General features: G+C 69.7%; 14 protein-coding genes. 5 read left to right on the plus strand and 9 right to left on the minus strand.

The window, feature by feature from the left end:
• The first annotated feature begins 197 nt into the window (after window positions 1-197).
• Window positions 198-497, plus strand: a complete 300-nt coding sequence (locus DQP57_RS13690) for a GlsB/YeaQ/YmgE family stress response membrane protein (RefSeq protein ID WP_112633456.1) — start codon at window positions 198-200, stop codon at window positions 495-497.
• 47 nt (window positions 498-544) lie between these two features.
• Complete coding sequence (locus DQP57_RS13695) at window positions 545-1,573, plus strand: zinc-binding alcohol dehydrogenase family protein (protein WP_112633457.1); 1,029 nt, start codon at window positions 545-547, stop codon at window positions 1,571-1,573.
• A gap of 6 nt (window positions 1,574-1,579) precedes the next feature.
• Here the strand turns inward: DQP57_RS13695 and DQP57_RS13700 are convergent, their stop codons facing one another.
• The 4 genes from DQP57_RS13700 to DQP57_RS13715 all read right to left on the minus strand — a co-directional run bounded on the left by DQP57_RS13700 (window position 1,580) and on the right by DQP57_RS13715 (window position 6,771).
• The gene (locus tag DQP57_RS13700; RefSeq protein WP_112633458.1) at window positions 1,580-2,341 is read right to left on the minus strand and encodes a CPBP family intramembrane glutamic endopeptidase; all 762 of its coding nucleotides are present in this window, start codon (window positions 2,339-2,341) and stop codon (window positions 1,580-1,582) included.
• Window positions 2,342-2,445: 104 nt separating this feature from the next.
• On the minus strand, window positions 2,446-4,830 hold the full coding sequence (locus DQP57_RS13705) for a phosphoketolase family protein (protein ID WP_112633459.1): 2,385 nt from the start codon (window positions 4,828-4,830) through the stop codon (window positions 2,446-2,448).
• Window positions 4,831-4,874: 44 nt separating this feature from the next.
• Window positions 4,875-5,735, minus strand: coding sequence for an SDR family oxidoreductase (locus tag DQP57_RS13710; protein WP_112633460.1), 861 nt, complete (start codon window positions 5,733-5,735; stop codon window positions 4,875-4,877).
• A gap of 118 nt (window positions 5,736-5,853) precedes the next feature.
• Window positions 5,854-6,771 (minus strand): undecaprenyl-diphosphate phosphatase, encoded by a 918-nt coding sequence (locus DQP57_RS13715; RefSeq protein ID WP_112633461.1) that lies wholly within the window; start codon window positions 6,769-6,771, stop codon window positions 5,854-5,856.
• 219 nt (window positions 6,772-6,990) lie between these two features.
• Between DQP57_RS13715 and DQP57_RS13720 the strand changes: the two genes are divergently transcribed.
• From DQP57_RS13720 to DQP57_RS13730, 3 genes are all read left to right on the plus strand, one after another.
• Window positions 6,991-9,393 carry a CaiB/BaiF CoA-transferase family protein gene (locus DQP57_RS13720; protein WP_112633462.1) on the plus strand — a complete coding sequence of 801 codons (2,403 nt, stop codon included), beginning with the start codon at window positions 6,991-6,993 and terminating at the stop codon, window positions 9,391-9,393.
• An 82-nt stretch (window positions 9,394-9,475) separates the two neighbouring features.
• Window positions 9,476-10,960, plus strand: coding sequence for an acetyl-CoA acetyltransferase (locus tag DQP57_RS13725; RefSeq protein ID WP_112633463.1), 1,485 nt, complete (start codon window positions 9,476-9,478; stop codon window positions 10,958-10,960).
• A 112-nt stretch (window positions 10,961-11,072) separates the two neighbouring features.
• On the plus strand, window positions 11,073-13,178 hold the full coding sequence (locus DQP57_RS13730) for an NAD-dependent epimerase/dehydratase family protein (RefSeq protein ID WP_112633464.1): 2,106 nt from the start codon (window positions 11,073-11,075) through the stop codon (window positions 13,176-13,178).
• A gap of 53 nt (window positions 13,179-13,231) precedes the next feature.
• On the opposite strand, the gene DQP57_RS13735 is transcribed toward DQP57_RS13730, so the two are convergent.
• The 5 genes from DQP57_RS13735 to DQP57_RS13755 form a co-directional block, all read right to left on the minus strand.
• Complete coding sequence (locus DQP57_RS13735; protein ID WP_112633465.1) at window positions 13,232-13,957, minus strand: DUF72 domain-containing protein; 726 nt, start codon at window positions 13,955-13,957, stop codon at window positions 13,232-13,234.
• 7 nt (window positions 13,958-13,964) lie between these two features.
• The gene (locus DQP57_RS13740; protein WP_112633466.1) at window positions 13,965-14,591 is read right to left on the minus strand and encodes an endonuclease; all 627 of its coding nucleotides are present in this window, start codon (window positions 14,589-14,591) and stop codon (window positions 13,965-13,967) included.
• A 41-nt stretch (window positions 14,592-14,632) separates the two neighbouring features.
• Window positions 14,633-14,965 (minus strand): TfoX/Sxy family protein, encoded by a 333-nt coding sequence (locus tag DQP57_RS13745; RefSeq protein WP_112633467.1) that lies wholly within the window; start codon window positions 14,963-14,965, stop codon window positions 14,633-14,635.
• Window positions 14,966-14,969: 4 nt separating this feature from the next.
• A complete protein-coding gene (locus DQP57_RS13750; RefSeq protein ID WP_112633468.1) occupies window positions 14,970-15,359 on the minus strand; it encodes a nitroreductase family deazaflavin-dependent oxidoreductase in 390 nt (129 codons plus the stop codon).
• A 64-nt stretch (window positions 15,360-15,423) separates the two neighbouring features.
• Window positions 15,424-15,774, minus strand: a complete 351-nt coding sequence (locus DQP57_RS13755; RefSeq protein ID WP_112633516.1) for a hypothetical protein — start codon at window positions 15,772-15,774, stop codon at window positions 15,424-15,426.
• Between the last annotated feature and the right edge of the window lie 123 nt (window positions 15,775-15,897).

A 15,897-nucleotide genomic window follows, 5' to 3' on the forward strand; every position in this document is an offset into this window, starting at 1 on the left:
GAGGTGAGCCCCACCCCTACACCGACACCGCAGCAGACCCTGTCGGCCTGACCGCGCCGTCGATCGATTCGGCCGCAACGGAAAACCGACTGGTCAACCGTCTCCGATTCGGCACTCATTTTGTGACCCAAACTGGGTATACCGAGATGACGCCCAGCAAATAGCTGGGCTTTGTCAGCGATTGCAAGGAGACTTTCATGACTGTCATGGCAGCTACCGAATTTCTTGCCCGCTCCAGCACTTTGACCAGCGTCGGCTGGATCGGCTACATCATCATCGGCGGTCTGGCCGGAGCGCTCGCCAGCAGGATCATCAGGGGCAGCGGAGCCGGCATCCTGATGGACATCGTCATCGGCATTGTCGGCGCCCTGATCGGCGGTTTCATCCTGAGCTTCTTCGTCAACACCGCAGGCGGCGGCATCATCTTCACCTTCTTCACCGCACTGCTCGGCGCCCTGTTGCTGCTCTGGGTCGTCGGGATGGTGCGCAGGACGTAACCGGCTTAACCCGTTGCGGCCGTGGTGGTTAGCGGCATGATGGATTAATGCCTCCGTCGGTGACCACCACGGCAATGCGGGCCTGGCGCGTGCGCCGCCCCGGGCCGATGAACACCGGCCCGCTGGAGCAGGTCACCACCGAGGTACCGCGACCGGGGCCCGCCGAACTGCTGGTGGCCGTCCACGCGTGCGGGGTGTGCCGCACCGACCTGCATGTCACCGAAGGCGACCTGCCCGTGCATCGCGAGCGGGTCACGCCCGGCCATGAGGTGGTCGGTGAGGTCATCGACATGGGCGCTGAGGCCGGCGGAGAATTCCGGGTGGGGGACCGGGTGGGCATCGCCTGGCTGCGCCACACCTGCGGCGTATGCAAGTACTGTCGTCGCGGCGACGAAAACCTGTGCCCCCAGTCCCGCTACACCGGTTGGGACGCCGACGGCGGCTACGCCGAGTTCGCCACGGTCCCCGCCGCTTTCGCGCACCCACTGCCCGTCGGCTACAGCGACAGCGAGCTGGCGCCGCTGCTGTGCGCGGGCATCATCGGTTACCGCTCGCTAGTGCGCGCCGAGCTGCCGCCCGGTGGGCGCCTGGGGCTCTACGGTTTCGGCGGGAGCGCGCACATCACCGCGCAGGTCGCGTTGGCGCAAGGCGCCGAGGTGCACGTGATGACCCGCGGATCCCAGGCGCAGGAACTGGCGTTGAAACTCGGCGCCGCGTCGGCTCAGGGCGCGGCCGATCCACCACCCGTGCCGCTGGACGCCGCGATTCTGTTTGCGCCAGTAGGGGATCTGGTGCTGCCCGCGCTCGAGGCGCTGGACCGCGGCGGCACCCTGGCCATCGCCGGCATCCACCTGTCCAATATCCCGACCCTGAACTACCAACGGCACCTGTTCCAGGAACGCCAGGTCCGATCGGTCACCTCCAACACCCGGGCCGACGCGCGGGCCTTCCTCGACTTCGCGGGACAGCACCACATCGAGGTGACGACGCCGGAATATCCGCTGGCACAGGCCGATCGGGCTCTGGCGGATCTGAGCGCGGGCCGCATCGCCGGGGCGGCGGTGCTGCTGGTGTGAACCGGCTCAGGTGGACAGGTGCCACACCAGCGCGGCGGCCAGCGCGCCAAGCCCATTCAACGACCAGTGCAACGCGATCGGCGCGATGAGGCTGCCGCTGCGCCGGCGCAGCCAGCTGAACACGAAGCCGGCGGCGCCGGTGGCCAGCACCGCGCCGGTCACCCCCGCGGCCATGCCCACGATCCCGCCGCCGAACAGCCGGGTGAACCCGACGTTGCTGCTGGTCAGCCCGAATGACGTCGCGACGTGCCACAGCCCGAACAACAGCGAGCCGGCCAGCGCGACGCCGCGAAAGCCCCAGGCGCGGTTGAGCGTTCCGTGCAGCACCCCCCGGAAGGCCAGCTCCTCGGGGATCACGGTCTGCAGCGGGATGATGACCATCGAGGCGATCATCGCCCCGGAGATCGTGGCGTAGCGGTTGTTCATGAACATCGGCCGGGTCGCCGGCAGCAGGACACCCACCGCGATCACCGCGGCCACGACGGCCACGGCGGCCACGGCGTAACCCAGGCCGGGCTTCCAGTGCTCGCGGCCCAGACCCAGGTCTGCCCAGCCCAGGCCGCGCCACCGCATCAGGATCACCAGGCCGACGGCTGCGCCGGGGACGGTCGCGATGCTCGCCCAGGGCGTGGTGAAGTGCGCGACCAGGTTGGTCAGCACCAGCACCACCACGACGACGGCGATGTCGAGGTGGATCCGGAATCTGTGCGGGGCCGAGAGCGGGGACACCAGGGGGTCGATGGCGGCTGTCCCGGTGGCGTCACGCATCCGGCCAGTTTACCGGCCGCCGAGGCCCCGACAGTTCGACGAGATTGCCATCACGGTTGTGTCGGCGCCCTGAGCACCGCCATCACGGCAATCTCGGCGTCAGATCACTCAGCCGTCCAGGTCCAGCCTGCGATCTTCGGGTCGTCCTCGCCGTGCTCACGGGTGTACATCCGCGCGGCGAGGCGCGCGTCGACCATGCGCTGCCGCAACATCGCGGCGCGACTGGCCAGGCCGTCCACCCGGTCGATGACGTCGATCACGAGGTGGAAACGGTCCAGATCGTTGAGCATCACCATGTCGAAGGGCGTGGTCGTGGTGCCCCGCTCCTTGAAGCCGCGCACGTGCAGGTGGGCGTGGTTGGTGCGGCTGTAGGTCAGCCGGTGGATCAGCCAGGGATAGCCGTGGTAGGCGAAGATCACCGGCTTGTCGCGGGTGAACAGGGCGTCGAACTCGCGGTCCGGCAGGCCATGCGGGTGTTCGGAGTCCGGCTGCAGCCGCATCAGGTCGACGATGTTGATCACCCGCACACCCAGGTCGGGCAGCTCGCGGCGCAGGATGTCGGCCGCCGCCAGCGTCTCCAGTGTGGGGACGTCGCCGGCGCAGGCCAGCACCACGTCGGGCGCGTCGGTGGCCGTGCTCGCCCAGTCCCAGATGCCCAGGCCGCGGGTGCAGTGCGCGATGGCGTCGTCCATGCCGAGGTAGGCCAGCGCGGGCTGCTTGCCCGCCACGATCACGTTGATGTAGTCGCGGCTGCGCAGGCAGTGATCGGCCACCGACAGCAGCGTGTTGCCGTCCGGCGGCAGATAGACGCGGGTCAGCTCGGGCCGCTTGTTGGCGACGAGGTCGATGAACCCCGGGTCCTGGTGGGATGCGCCGTTGTGGTCCTGGCGCCACACGTGCGAGCTCAGCAGGTAGTTCAGCGACGCGATCGGGCGGCGCCACGGCAATTCCCGGCTGGTCGCAAGCCATTTCGCGTGTTGATTCATCATCGAGTCGACGATGTGCACGAACGCCTCGTAGCAGTTGAACAGCCCGTGCCGTCCGGTCAGCAGGTAGCCCTCCAGCCAGCCCTGGCACAGGTGCTCGGAGAGCACCTCCATCACGCGGCCGTCGGGCGCGAGGTGCTCGTCGTCGGGCTCGACCTCCGAGAGCCACACCTTGTCGGTCGATCCGTACACGGCGTCGAGCCGATTGGAGGCCGTCTCGTCAGGCCCCATCAGCCGGAACCGATCCTCGTTGCGGGCGATCACGTCGCGCAGGAATCCGCCCAGCACCCGGGTGGCCTCGTGCGTGGCGGTCGCCGGGCGCTCGACGGCCACGGCGTAGCCGCGAAAGTCCGGGAGGTCCAGGTCGTGCAGCAGCAGGCCGCCGTTGGCGTGCGGGTTGGCGCTCATCCGCCGATCGCCGGTGGGCGCCAAGGCCCGCAATTCGTGACGCAGCCTGCCGTTGTCGTCGAAAAGCTGCTCGGGCGCGTAGCTGCGCAGCCACTCCTCGAGTTGGGCGCGGTGTTCGGGGTTGTCGTGCGTCTCGGACAGCGGCACCTGATGCGAGCGCCAGGTGCCCTCCACCTTCTTGCCGTCCACCACCTTGGGCCCGGTCCAGCCCTTGGGCGTGCGCAGCACGATCATCGGCCATACCGGTCGCTCCGCCTCACCGCCGCCGCGCGCCGCGCTCTGGATGGCCGCGATGTCGTCGAACGCGTCGTCGAGCGCGGCGGCCAGTTGCTGGTGTACGTCGGCCGGGTCGTCACCGGCGACCGTGATCGGCCGGTAGCCGTAACCGCGTAACAGCGATTCCAGCTCGTCGTGCGGGATGCGGGCCAGCACCGTCGGGTTCGCGATCTTGTAGCCGTTGAGCGCCAGGATGGGCAGCACCGCGCCGTCGGTGACCGGGTTGAGGAACTTGTTGGAGTGCCAGCTGGCGGCCAGCGGCCCGGTTTCGGCCTCGCCGTCGCCCACGACGCAGGCCACCACCAGGTACGGATTGTCCAGGGCCGCGCCGTAGGCGTGCACCAGCGCGTAGCCCAGCTCGCCGCCCTCGTGGATGGAGCCCGGCGTCTGGGCGGCGACGTGGCTGGGGATGCCGCCGGGAAAGGAGAACTGCCGAAACAACTTCCGCAGCCCCTCGGCGTCCTCCTCGATGCCGGTGTACACCTCGCTGTAGGTGCCCTCCAGGTAGGCGTTGGCGACCAGCCCGGGGCCGCCGTGGCCCGGGCCGGTCACGTAGATGACGTCGGCGTCGCGGTTGCGGATGATCCGGTTCAAGTGCGCGTAGACCAGGTTGAGCCCGGGCGTGGTGCCCCAGTGCCCCAGCAGGCGCGGTTTGACGTGGTCGGTGGACAGCGGCTCGGTGAGCAGCGGGTTGTCGAGGAGATAGATCTGGCCGACCGACAGATAGTTGGCGGCACGCCAGTACTTGTCGATCAGAGCTAGTTCGTCGTCGGAGAGCGGAGAGTGCGCGGGCGCGGAGGTTCGGGTTTCTAGGCTCACTCGGCCGATTGTCCGCGCCTTCGGCGAACAATGCTCGTGCGCGGCTAGTCCTCGCCGCGGGCGCGGGCCTCGTAGGCCTGCCGCTTGGCCACGTCGACGTCGTCGGTGAAGACGTGATCGCCGCCGAGCATCCGGTTGAGTCCCTCGGCGATTCGGCGGGGCCAGAACTTCTGGGACACCACCATCGCCCCCGCCGCCTTGGTGATCCGCACCCGGGGCTTGGGGTGGGCCACCAGGCTGACGATCGCGTCGGCGATCTCGGCGGGCTCGGCGTTGCGGAAGCCCTTCATGCCGGGCGTCCCGGCGACCAACTCGGTGTTGACGAACGTCGGCAACACCGCGGAGAACTTCACCCCGGCCGACCGGTACTCCAGCCGGGCCGAATCGGTGAACGCGACCACCGCGTGCTTGCTGGCGCAGTAGGTGGCCAGGCCGACGATGTAGAGCTCGCCGGCCAGCGAGGCGACGTTGATGACGTGCCCCGTGCCGCGCGGGACCATGCGCTGGGCGGCCAGCTTGCTGCCCAGCATCACGCCGTAGACGTTGATGTCCAGGATCCGGCGGGTGACCGCGTCGGGCTCGTCGATGATCCGGCCGACGGGCATGATGCCGGCGTTGTTGATCAGCACGTCGATCGGGCCGAGCTGCCGCTCGACCTCGTCCAGGAAACCGGCGAACGAGTGCGGGTCGGTGACGTCGAGCTTGCCGTAGACGTCCAGCCCCAGGTCGGCGCCCGACTCCTTCACCCGAACCTCGTCGACGTCGCCGATGGCGACCTTGGCGCCCAGGTTGTGCAGCGCGGTCGCGGTGGCCAGCCCGATTCCCCGGGCGCCGCCGGTGATCACGATGACCTTGCCTTTTAGCCGGCCGCTACCCTTCAGGCCAATCGAAGCCGCGTCCGCCATGCCGGTCCCCTCCCTGTTCTTGACGGGTGTCAACTTAGTCGATGGGCTAAGCACAGCACTCGACGCCGCCCCGCGCAACAACCCGGTGGCTGGGGCCCGGTCGCCGGTGCCGGGCGGTTCAGCGCAGCGCGAACCAGACCAGGCTGACCCCACCGGCCAGGGCGCAGTAGATCGCGAACGGCGTCAGGGTCCGGGTTTCGAAGTACCGCGTCAGGAAGCGCACCGCGAGGTACGCGCAGACGAAGGAGGCGACGCTGCCGGCCGCCACCTGCCCGCCGATCCCGGCGCCCAGGGGCCCGAAGAGTTCCGGGATCTTGTACACCCCCGCGGCCAGGATGATCGGGGTGGCGAGCAGGAAGGAGAACCGCGCGGCGTCCTCGTGCGACAAGCCCCGCCACAGGCCGGCCACGATGGTGATCCCCGATCGGCTGATGCCGGGGAACAGCGCCAGGATCTGCGCCGCACCGATCACCACGCCGCGAAGCAGGGGGAGTTGGGCGAGCCGGCGGTCCGAGGCCTCGTCGCCGTGTTCGGGCTCCGCGCCGGTTGCCGCGGCCCGGTCCGGGACGGGCGCGACGCGCCGGCGCAGCACTTCGCCGGCGTAGAGCGCGATCCCGTTGAGCAACAGGAAAGCCGCCGCGGGGACCGGCTTGCCCAGCGTGGTGCGGAACAGCTGTTCCAGGGCCAGCCCGGCCAGACCCACCGGGATGGTGCCCCCCACCAGCAGCCAGGCCAGCCGCTCGTCGGGCGTCTGGATGCGGCGATGACGCAGCGAGGTGAAGAACCCGGTCAGGACGCGCACCCAGTCGCGCCAGAAGAACAGCAGCAGCGCGGCGGCGGTGGCCACGTGCAGACCCACGATGAACGCGAGGTAGGGCGATTTGGGGGCCGAGACGCTGAGGTCCTGGGCCCATCGCCCGCCGACCAGCGCGGGCACCAGCACCGCGTGCCCCAGGCTGGAGACCGGGAACAGCTCGGTGACGCCCTGGAAGGCGCCGACCACCACGGCCTCCACGTAGCTCAGATGCGCGGTCATAGGGGATGCCTCCATGGGGCGACGGGTAGGGGCCGGGCGGATCGGCCTGTGACGATAGCCGACGCGGCACCGGCATGGGTCTTCGACCGAGCGTTGCGCCCACCGATCAACGGTGCGCCGAATCAGCTTGCCCACCCGGCACTTTGGCCGCCGCCGCGGCCGCTCGGCGTCGGCAACGCCCGACGGGCAGCGGCCTGACCAGGCAGGTACGGTGTCCAGATGGCTGACGGGCTGCTCGATGCCGTGCGCGTCCTCGACTTGTCGAGCGGCGTCGCCGACGCGGTCACCCGCCTGTTCGCCGACCTGGGTGCCGACGTGCTCAAGGTGGAGCCGCCGGGCGGTTCCCTGGGCCGCGACGCGATGCCCACGCTGCGCGGCGCCAGCATCCCGTTCGCCGTGCACAACGCCAACAAGCGCAGCGCGGTGCTCGACCCGTTCGATGACGAGGACTGCGCCCGCTTCCTGGACCTGGCCGCCGAGGCCGACATCCTGGTGGACACCGGCGCCGACGAGCGCGGGGCCATGTTCGGGACGTCGGGCGAGGAGCTGGCGGCCCGCTACCCGCACCTGGTGGTGCTGTCGATCACCGACTTCGGGGCGACGGGCTCGCGGTCGTCCTGGCGCGCCACCGATCCCGTGCTGTACGCGATGTGCGGCGCGCTGTCACGGTCCGGCCCCACCACCGGCACGCCCGTGTTACCGCCGGACGGTATCGCTTCGGCGACCGCCGCCGTCCAGGCGGCGTGGGCCGCGCTCGCGGCATACTACAACCGATTACGGTGTGGCACAGGGGATTACATCGACTTCTCGTGGTTCGACGCCGTCGTGATGGCCCTCGATCCCGCGTTCGGCGCGCACGGACAGGCCGCCGCCGGCGTCCGCCGCAGCGGGCGGTGGCGGGGCCGGCCGAAGAACCAGGACGCCTACCCGATCTATCCGTGCCAGGACGGTTACGTCCGGCTGTGCGTGATGGCGCCGCGCCAGTGGCGCGGCCTGCGGAGCTGGCTGGGGGAACCGGAGCGGTTCCAGGACCCGAAATTCGACGCGATCGGCGAGCGGTTCGCGGCCTGGCCGCAGATCAGCGAGCTGATCCGGGAGCTATTCGCCGGGCAGACCATGAAGGACCTGGTGGCCGCCGGGCAGGCGCACGGGGTGCCGATCGCCGCGGTGCTGACGCCCGCACGGATCCTGGGATCCGAGCACTTCCAGGCGGTGGGCGCCATCACCGAGGCCGAACTGGTCCCCGGCGTGCGCACCAGCGTGCCGACCGGCTACTTCGTGGTCGACGGCCGGCGCGCGGGTTTTCGGACACCGGTCTCCGCCGCCGGCGGCGACGACCCCTATTGGCGCGGCAATCCGTCGGTGGTCCCGTCCTCGTCGGGCCGGCTGGGCGACTATCCCTTTGCCGGGCTGCGGATTCTGGATCTGGGCATCATCGTCGCCGGCGGCGAGTTGAGCCGGCTGTTCGGCGACCTGGGCGCCGACGTCATCAAAGTCGAAAGTGCCGATTATCCGGATGGATTGCGGCAGGCCCGGATCGGCGACGCGATGAGCGAGTCGTTCGCCTGGACGCACCGCAACAACCGGGCCTTGGGACTGGATCTGCGCAGCGCCGAGGGCAAGAAGATCTTCGGCCGCCTGGTGGCCGAGGCCGACGCGGTCTTCGCCAACTTCAAGCCGGGAACCCTTGCCGCACTGGGATTTTCCTATGACGAGCTGCGCGCCATCAACTCGCGCATAGTGCTGGCCGAAAGCAGCGCCTTCGGCGGCTCGGGACCGTGGAGCGCGCGGCTGGGTTATGGCCCACTGGTCCGCGCCGCCACCGGCGTTACCCGGCTGTGGACCTCGGACGACGCGAACGACGAAGCCGAGGGGGGCCGCCACGGGTTCTACGACGCGACGACGGTCTTCCCCGACCACGTGGTGGGCCGGGTCACCGCGATCGGCGCGCTGGCCGCGCTGATCCACCGCGACCGGACCGGCCGTGGCGCCCACGTCCACATCTCGCAGGCCGAAGTCGTGGTCAACCAGCTCGACACGCTGTATGTGACCGAGGCGGCGCTGGCCGCGGGCGTCGCGCAGATCCGCGAGGACACCGCCCTGCACGCGGTCTACCCCTGCGCGGGCGACGACGAATGGTGCGTCATCTCGATCCGGTCGGACGACGAATGGCGGCGAGCCACTTCGGTTTTCGACCACACCGAGTGGGCAGACGACCCGCGCTTCGCCACCGGCGAAGCGCGACTGGCCCATCGACGCGAGCTGGTGGAGCTGGTGTCCGGGTGGACGCGCACCCGCACCCCGTTGCGGGCGGCCGAACTGCTGCAGTCGGCCGGGGTTCCGGCGGGGCCGATGAACCGCCCGCCGGACGTGCTCGAGGACCCGCAGCTGGTCGCGCGAAACGTGTACAGCCCCATGACGCATCCCCTGATCGACCATCCGCTGCCGGCCGAGACGGGCCCGGCGCCGTATCGCCACATCCCGGCGGCCCGGCAGACCCCGGCGCCGATGCCCGGGCAGCACACCGTCGAGATCTGCGCAGGCCTGCTCGGGATGAACCCCGCGGACATCCGGCGGCTGATCGACGACGGTGTCCTGTCCGCCCCGGCCGACAGCGCCTAGCCGTCGGGTCCGCAGCGCTGCCACGCGGCGTCAGGGCGAGGCCCGGCGGAGCCAGATCGATAGCCACGCTAAATTCGTTGCCATGAGCGTCGACCCCAGGACCCCGGTGTTGGTCGGCTACGGCCAGGTCAACCATCGCGACGAGATCGACCCGGAACGTCGCTCGGTCGAGCCGATGGACCTGATGGTGGCCGCGGCCGAACAAGCCGCCGACGCCGCGGTGATCAGGGCCGCCGACTCCATCCGCATCGTCAACATCCTGTCGGCCCAATACCGCGACCCGGCCCTGTTGCTGGGCCAGCGCATCGGCGCGACAGACTTCAGCACCCTCTACAGCCCCGTCGGGGGCAATGTGCCACAGTCGCTGGTCAACCAGGCCTGCCTGGACATCCAGCGGGGTCGCGCCAAGGTGGTGCTGCTGGCCGGCGCCGAAACCTGGCGCACCAGGCGCGGATTGCGGGCCAAGGGCGCCAAGCTGGTGTGGACCGAGCAGGACCACTCGGTCCCGATGGCCAAGATCAGCGGCGACGACGTCGCGATGGCGGGCGAGGCCGAGATCAGGATCTCCCTCGACCGGCCGGCGTACGTCTACCCGCTGTTCGAGGAGGCGCATCGGATCGCGAACGGCGAGTCGATCGACGATCATCTCGAGCGCATCGGGGCGCTGTGGGCCCGGTTCAACGCGGTGGCGGTGGACAACCCGAACGCCTGGATCCGCACCCCGTCAAGCGCCGACGACATCAGCCGGCCGGGCCCGCAGAACCGGATGATCAGCTGGCCCTACACCAAGCTGATGAATTCGAACAATATGGTCGACCAGGGCGCGGCGCTGGTGCTGACCTCGGTCGGGGAGGCGACCCGGCTGAAAATCCCGGCCGAGCGCTGGGTGTACCCGCACGCGGGCACCGACGCCCACGACACCGCGTCCATCGCCGAGCGCCACGAATTGCACCGCTCAACCGCGATCCGGATCGCCGGTGCGCGGGCGCTCGAGCTGGCCGGCCTGGGCATCGACGACATCGACTACGTCGACCTGTACTCCTGCTTTCCCTCCGCGGTTCAGGTGGCGGCGGCCGAGCTCGGCCTGAGCGCCGACGATCCCGCCCGCCCGCTGACGGTGACCGGCGGCCTGACGTTCGCGGGCGGCCCGTGGAGCAACTACGTGACGCATTCCATTGCCACCATGGCGGAGTTGCTGGTGGCCAATCCGGGCCGGCGCGGCTTGATCACCGCCAACGGCGGCTACCTGACCAAACACAGCTTCGGGGTGTACAGCACCGAACCGCCGGCCGAATTCCGTTGGGAAGACACGCAACCGGCCGTCGATCGGGAGCCGACGACGGACGCGGTGGTCCAGTGGGAGGGCGTCGGCACCGTGGAAGCCTGGACGACGCCGTTCGACCGCGACGGTCGGCCCGAGAAGGCATTTCTGGCCGTGCGTACGCCCGACGGGTCGCGCGCGCTGGCCGTGGTCACCGATCCCGCTGCGGCGCAGGCGTCGGTGCGTGAAGATATCGGCGGCGCCAAGGTTGCCGTCGCCGCGGACGGCAGCGCGACGCTGCACTAGCCCGGCCGGCAACATCACAGCAGGTCGCCGAACCGTTACCGGACTAACGGTCGCGTAGCCCGTGCTTACTTGCCTATTGTTGAATGCTGAGGGTTGGGGGAGGTGAGCCCAGGTGCACATCCTGGTTACCGACGCCACCGGCGCACTCGGGCGGCTGGTCGCTGGGCAGCTGATCGCTGCCGGGCACACGGTCACGGGCATTGCTGAACTTCCCCACCCATGTCTGGACCGCAACGTCGAGTTTGTTTGCACGTCGCTGCGCGATCGGGTCCTGCGGGAGCTGGCCGACGAGGCCGACGCGGTGATCCACCTGGCCCCCATTGACCCGTCCGCGCCGGGCAGCGCGGATATCGAGGGCCTGGCCCGGGTGACCGACGCCGCGGCCCGCGCCGGTTCCCGGCTGCTGTTCGTATCGCAGGCCGCCGGGCGCCCCGAGCTGTATCGGCCGGCCGAGGACCTGGTCTCGTCGAGTTGGGGACCCACCGTGGTCGTCCGGATCGCACCGCCCGTCGGTCGCCAGCTCGACTGGATGGTGTGCCGCACCGTGGCCACCCTGGTGCGCGCCAAGACGTCGGCTCAGCCCATCCGGGTGCTGCACCTCGACGACCTGATGCGGTTCCTGGTGGCCGCGCTCGACACCGACCGCACCGGTGTGGTGGACCTCGCCAGCCCCGACACCGTCAACCTGATCACCGCCTGGCGGGTGTTGCGTGCCACCGACCCGCGATCCCGGTTGCATCGGGTGCGCAGCTGGTCGCAACTCGTCCCGGATATGAATCTTTCTGCCGCACAAGAAGACTGGTCGTTCGAGTTCGGCTGGCATGCTCTGGACGCGGTCGCCGACACCGCGCGCGGACTCGTCGGTCGCCGGCTCGACACCGCGGGCGCGATCAATCACGGCGGTCGACTCGCCCTCCCGGTCGAAGTGCTCGCACACGGGAGGCGGTCCGAGGACGCGCGCAGCGCGGCGCCCGAAGGCATCGAGGGCGAATTCGACGACCAGATCGATCCGCGGTTTCCGGTCTTCAGTGGTTCCGCCCTCAACGAGGCGCTGCCCGGGCCGCTCACCCCGATAACGCTCGACGTCCAACTGAGCGGATTGCGCACGGCGAGCAGGGTATTGGGCCAGGCGCTCGCGCTCGGCGGCGCGGTGGACGAGGAATGGGGCAGCAGGGCCATCGCGGTGTTCGGCCATCGTCCCTACGTCGGGATCTCGGTCAACATGGTTGCGGCCGCTCAGCTGCCCGGCTGGGATCAGGAGGCGCTCACCCGTGACGCCCTCGTCGGCCGGCCCCACATCGGCGATCCCCTCCCGCTCGGTGAGCCGGCCCTGGTCGGCGGCGCCCTGGGCTCGCTCGCCAAGGCCGTCGCCGCGGGTCGGTCGGTGGCGCTGCTGCGCCATCTGCGGGCCGACACGCGCGCCTACGCCGCCGCCGCGACCGCGGAACACCTCGACGCCGACCAACTGGCGCTGCTGCCGGAGGCCGCACTGGAAGTTCGGCTCCGGCTGTTGCGTGACCGCATCCATCAGGGCTGGATCCTCAACGCGCTGTGGCTGATCGACGCCGGCGTTAGCGCCGCGACACCGGTGCGCGGCCAGGCGGCCCGCGGCGTGTCCGGGGTGGGCATGATCGCCGACAGCCAGCTCGTCGCCGCCGAGATCGCCGGGTTGGCGGCGGCGCTGCGCGCCGACCCCCCGTTGTGCGCGCTGGCCGCCGACGGCAACCTCGCCAGCATTCGCGCATTGTCGCCCAAGACCGCCGCCGCCGTGGATGACGCCGTGGCGCGGATCGGGCACCGCGGGCCGGGGGAGGCCGAGTTGGCCAGCAAGACATTCGCCGACGATCCGACGATGTTGCTGATCGCCGCGGCCGCCTGCGAACAGCCCCAGATGCCGGAGGAACGGCAGGCCCGCGCGGCCCGCGGTTCGCGGGAGCTGGCCTACGACACCACGATGCGGTTCACGCATGAACTCCGGATGACGTTGCGCGCCTTGGGTTCTCTGCGGGTCGAGGCGGACCTGATCGACGATGTCGACGACATGTACTACCTGACCTGCAACGAACTGGTCACCCTGCCCGGCGATGCGCGGCTGCGGATCAAGCGCCGCCGCACCGAACGCGAACGGCTGCAGGTGCAATGCCCGCCCGACGTCATCGACGGCGCGTGGGCTCCGGTCCAGCGCGGTTCCGACGACGCCGAGCGCACCGCCGGCTGAGCCCGGCCGAACCGGTCCGCCGGCGGTGACCGAGGACGCGGCCCTCCCGGCGCTCAGCTCAACAGCTCGCGCAGCGCCAGCGCATTGCGGACCGCGTGGCCGCCGAGGTCGTTGTTGAAGTACATCCACACGTCGCGTCCGTCGCCGTCCCAGCCCGCGATTCGCTCGGCCCAGCGCCGCAAATCGTCGTCGGAGTAGGAGCCGGCGTAGTTGGCTTCCGGATCCGGGCCGTGCATCCGGATGTACACCAGGTCGGTCGTGGCGCGGGGGATGCACTCGAGCCCGAGGCCGCTCATCACCACATAGGCGGCGCGGCGGCGTTCCAGTAGCTCGAACACCGCGGGGTCATTCCACGAGGGGTGGCGCAATTCGACGGCGACTCGGATCGACTCGGGCACCAACGCCAGAAACGAGTCCAGGCGCGCGTCGTCGCGCTGCTGCTCGGGGTGCAACTGGGCGAGCAGGACGCCGTGCCGATCACCCAGCAGGCGCCAACAACGTTCGAATCGTTCGATCCACGGTTCGGGTGAGGCCAGCCGGCGGTAGTGGGTCAGTCCGCGGTGCGCCTTCACCGACATGGTGAAGCCCTCCGGCAGCTGGCGTCGCCAACCCGTGAAGGTCGAATCCTGCGGCCACCGGTAGAAACTGGCGTTCAACTCGACGGTGTCGAACACCTCGACGTAGCGGGCGAGGCGGCGCCCCGACGGCGTGCCCGTCTGATACAACACATTCACCCAGTGGTTGTAGGACCACCCCGAGGTACCGATGCGTATGGTCACGGGCCGCTCAGCCGGTCACCCGTGCGCGCACATCGTCGTCCAGCGACGCCCTGACCAAAGCGGCGGCCAGCCGCGCATTCGCCTGCGGCGCAAGCGATCCCAGCCTTTCCGGATCGGTGGGCAAGCCCAATCGCTTGGCGGTGCGGGTAGTCCGGTCATCGAAATACGGACGCACCCAGGTCCACACGTCTTGCACTTCGCGCAGGTAGATGTCGGCACCGGTGTCACCGATTCCCTTGAACTCCTTGAGCATTCGTTTGGCCGCTGTGGTGTCGTGCCGGCTGCGGTCGGCCAGCCGGCGCAGATCACCGGAGTAGTCGTCACGAACCCGGTCGGCCATGTCCGCCAGCCGTGTCGCCGAGCTCTCGTCGTAGCGCACGTAGTGCGCACGCCCGAACGCCTCGATCATGGTGTGCCGGTCGGCCGCCTGCACGGCTTTGGGGGTCCGCAGGCCGGCTTTGAACAGTTCGCGCGCGGCGGCCATCGCGATGCCGGCGTCGATCGGCTTGCTGGCGAGCATGCACAGGACGAGAAGCTGAAACAGCGGCATCGGCTTGTCGCTCAGCTTGATACGCGCCTGCGAGGCATACGTCGTGCCGGCAACGTCGAGCAGTCGTCGCACCCGCTTGTCCATACGCACCCGCGTACCCGCGCCCCGTGCGAGCAAACCGCACGCTACTTGGGCGGCAGGGTGCGCGCGTAGCCGACTCCACGGCTCACCCAGCCCTGCAGCTGCCGTTTGGTCCGCACGCCCGCGGCGTCGACACGCAGCCAGCCGCGCATCTCTCGGCCGCCCATCACCATGGGGTGGACGTGCGCACGTCGTAGGAGCGATTCGAACTCGGCGGCGGGCGCCCGCACCAGCAGCCCGCCCTGCCCGCTCGCGGCCACCGACATGTTGCCGCCGACCAGAAACGCCAGGCCGCCGAACATGCGTTTCTCCTCGATGCCGGACTCCGCACCCAACAGCTCGCGGATCCGGTTGGCCAGGTCTTCGTCGTAGGCCATGGAATCAGTCCAGATCGACGCGGACGGTCAGCAGGTCGCTGCCCATCAGGCGCACCACCGCGCTGTTCATCCGCGGCAGTTGGCCCAGCCGCTGCACGGCATCGTCATCGGGCAACAGGTGTGCGGTGCCGTTGCGCCACCGTCCGCCAACCCGCACGCGCACAGCGGGATTGGCTTTGATGTTGCGGACATAGTCGGAGTGCTCGCCGTGCTCGGAGACCATCCAGAACTGGTTGTCCACGACGCGCCCGCCCACCGCCGTCCGGCGTGGCCGCCCGCTCTTGCGCCCGGTGGTTTCCAGCATGGTCATCGGCAGTTGCCGACCCACCGGGTTGACGAGCAGCCGCTGAACCCGATGGACCACTTGCCGTTTCAGTTTCGCCAAGTCACTCATGGCTTGGATTCTGCCGCAAACGAGAACAGCCGCCACATGCGCGGCGGCTGTCTCGTCGTGCGGCTTACGCGACGTAGGCCACGAACTGTCCGCCGGGCAGGAAAACGCCCCACTGGTTGACGTTCGGGTTAAAGACGACCGGGTAGTCGCCCGGCTGGCCCGGCGGCGTCCAACGCGCCGGGTACCCGAAGCCGACCGGGTCGTTGAAGTGCCCCGGCGGCGGGAATCCGTGCTGCCCCGGCGGAAGCGGGGTGCCCGGGCCGTTGCAGTTCGCACCGGGCCCGCCGACGCAGCCCGGCACCGGAGGATTCGGCCCATGCGGGTCGGCCTGCGCCAACCCGGCACCGATTCCCACCGCACCGGACGTCAAAGCACCCGCAATTGCAGCGCTAGCAGCAATTTTGTTCAACCTCATGATGAACTCCTTATCCAGCCAATCGGCCGCCAGCGGCGGCGTCACGGCAGTGATCTGTTGTTCGTCACCCGCGCCGTGTGGCGTCGGGTAGAGGTCACACCCCCCTCGGCCGGTCTTCCCTCT

This window comes from Mycobacterium colombiense, assembly GCF_003284935.1.
Classification (GTDB): Bacteria; Actinomycetota; Actinomycetes; order Mycobacteriales; family Mycobacteriaceae; genus Mycobacterium; species Mycobacterium arosiense_A.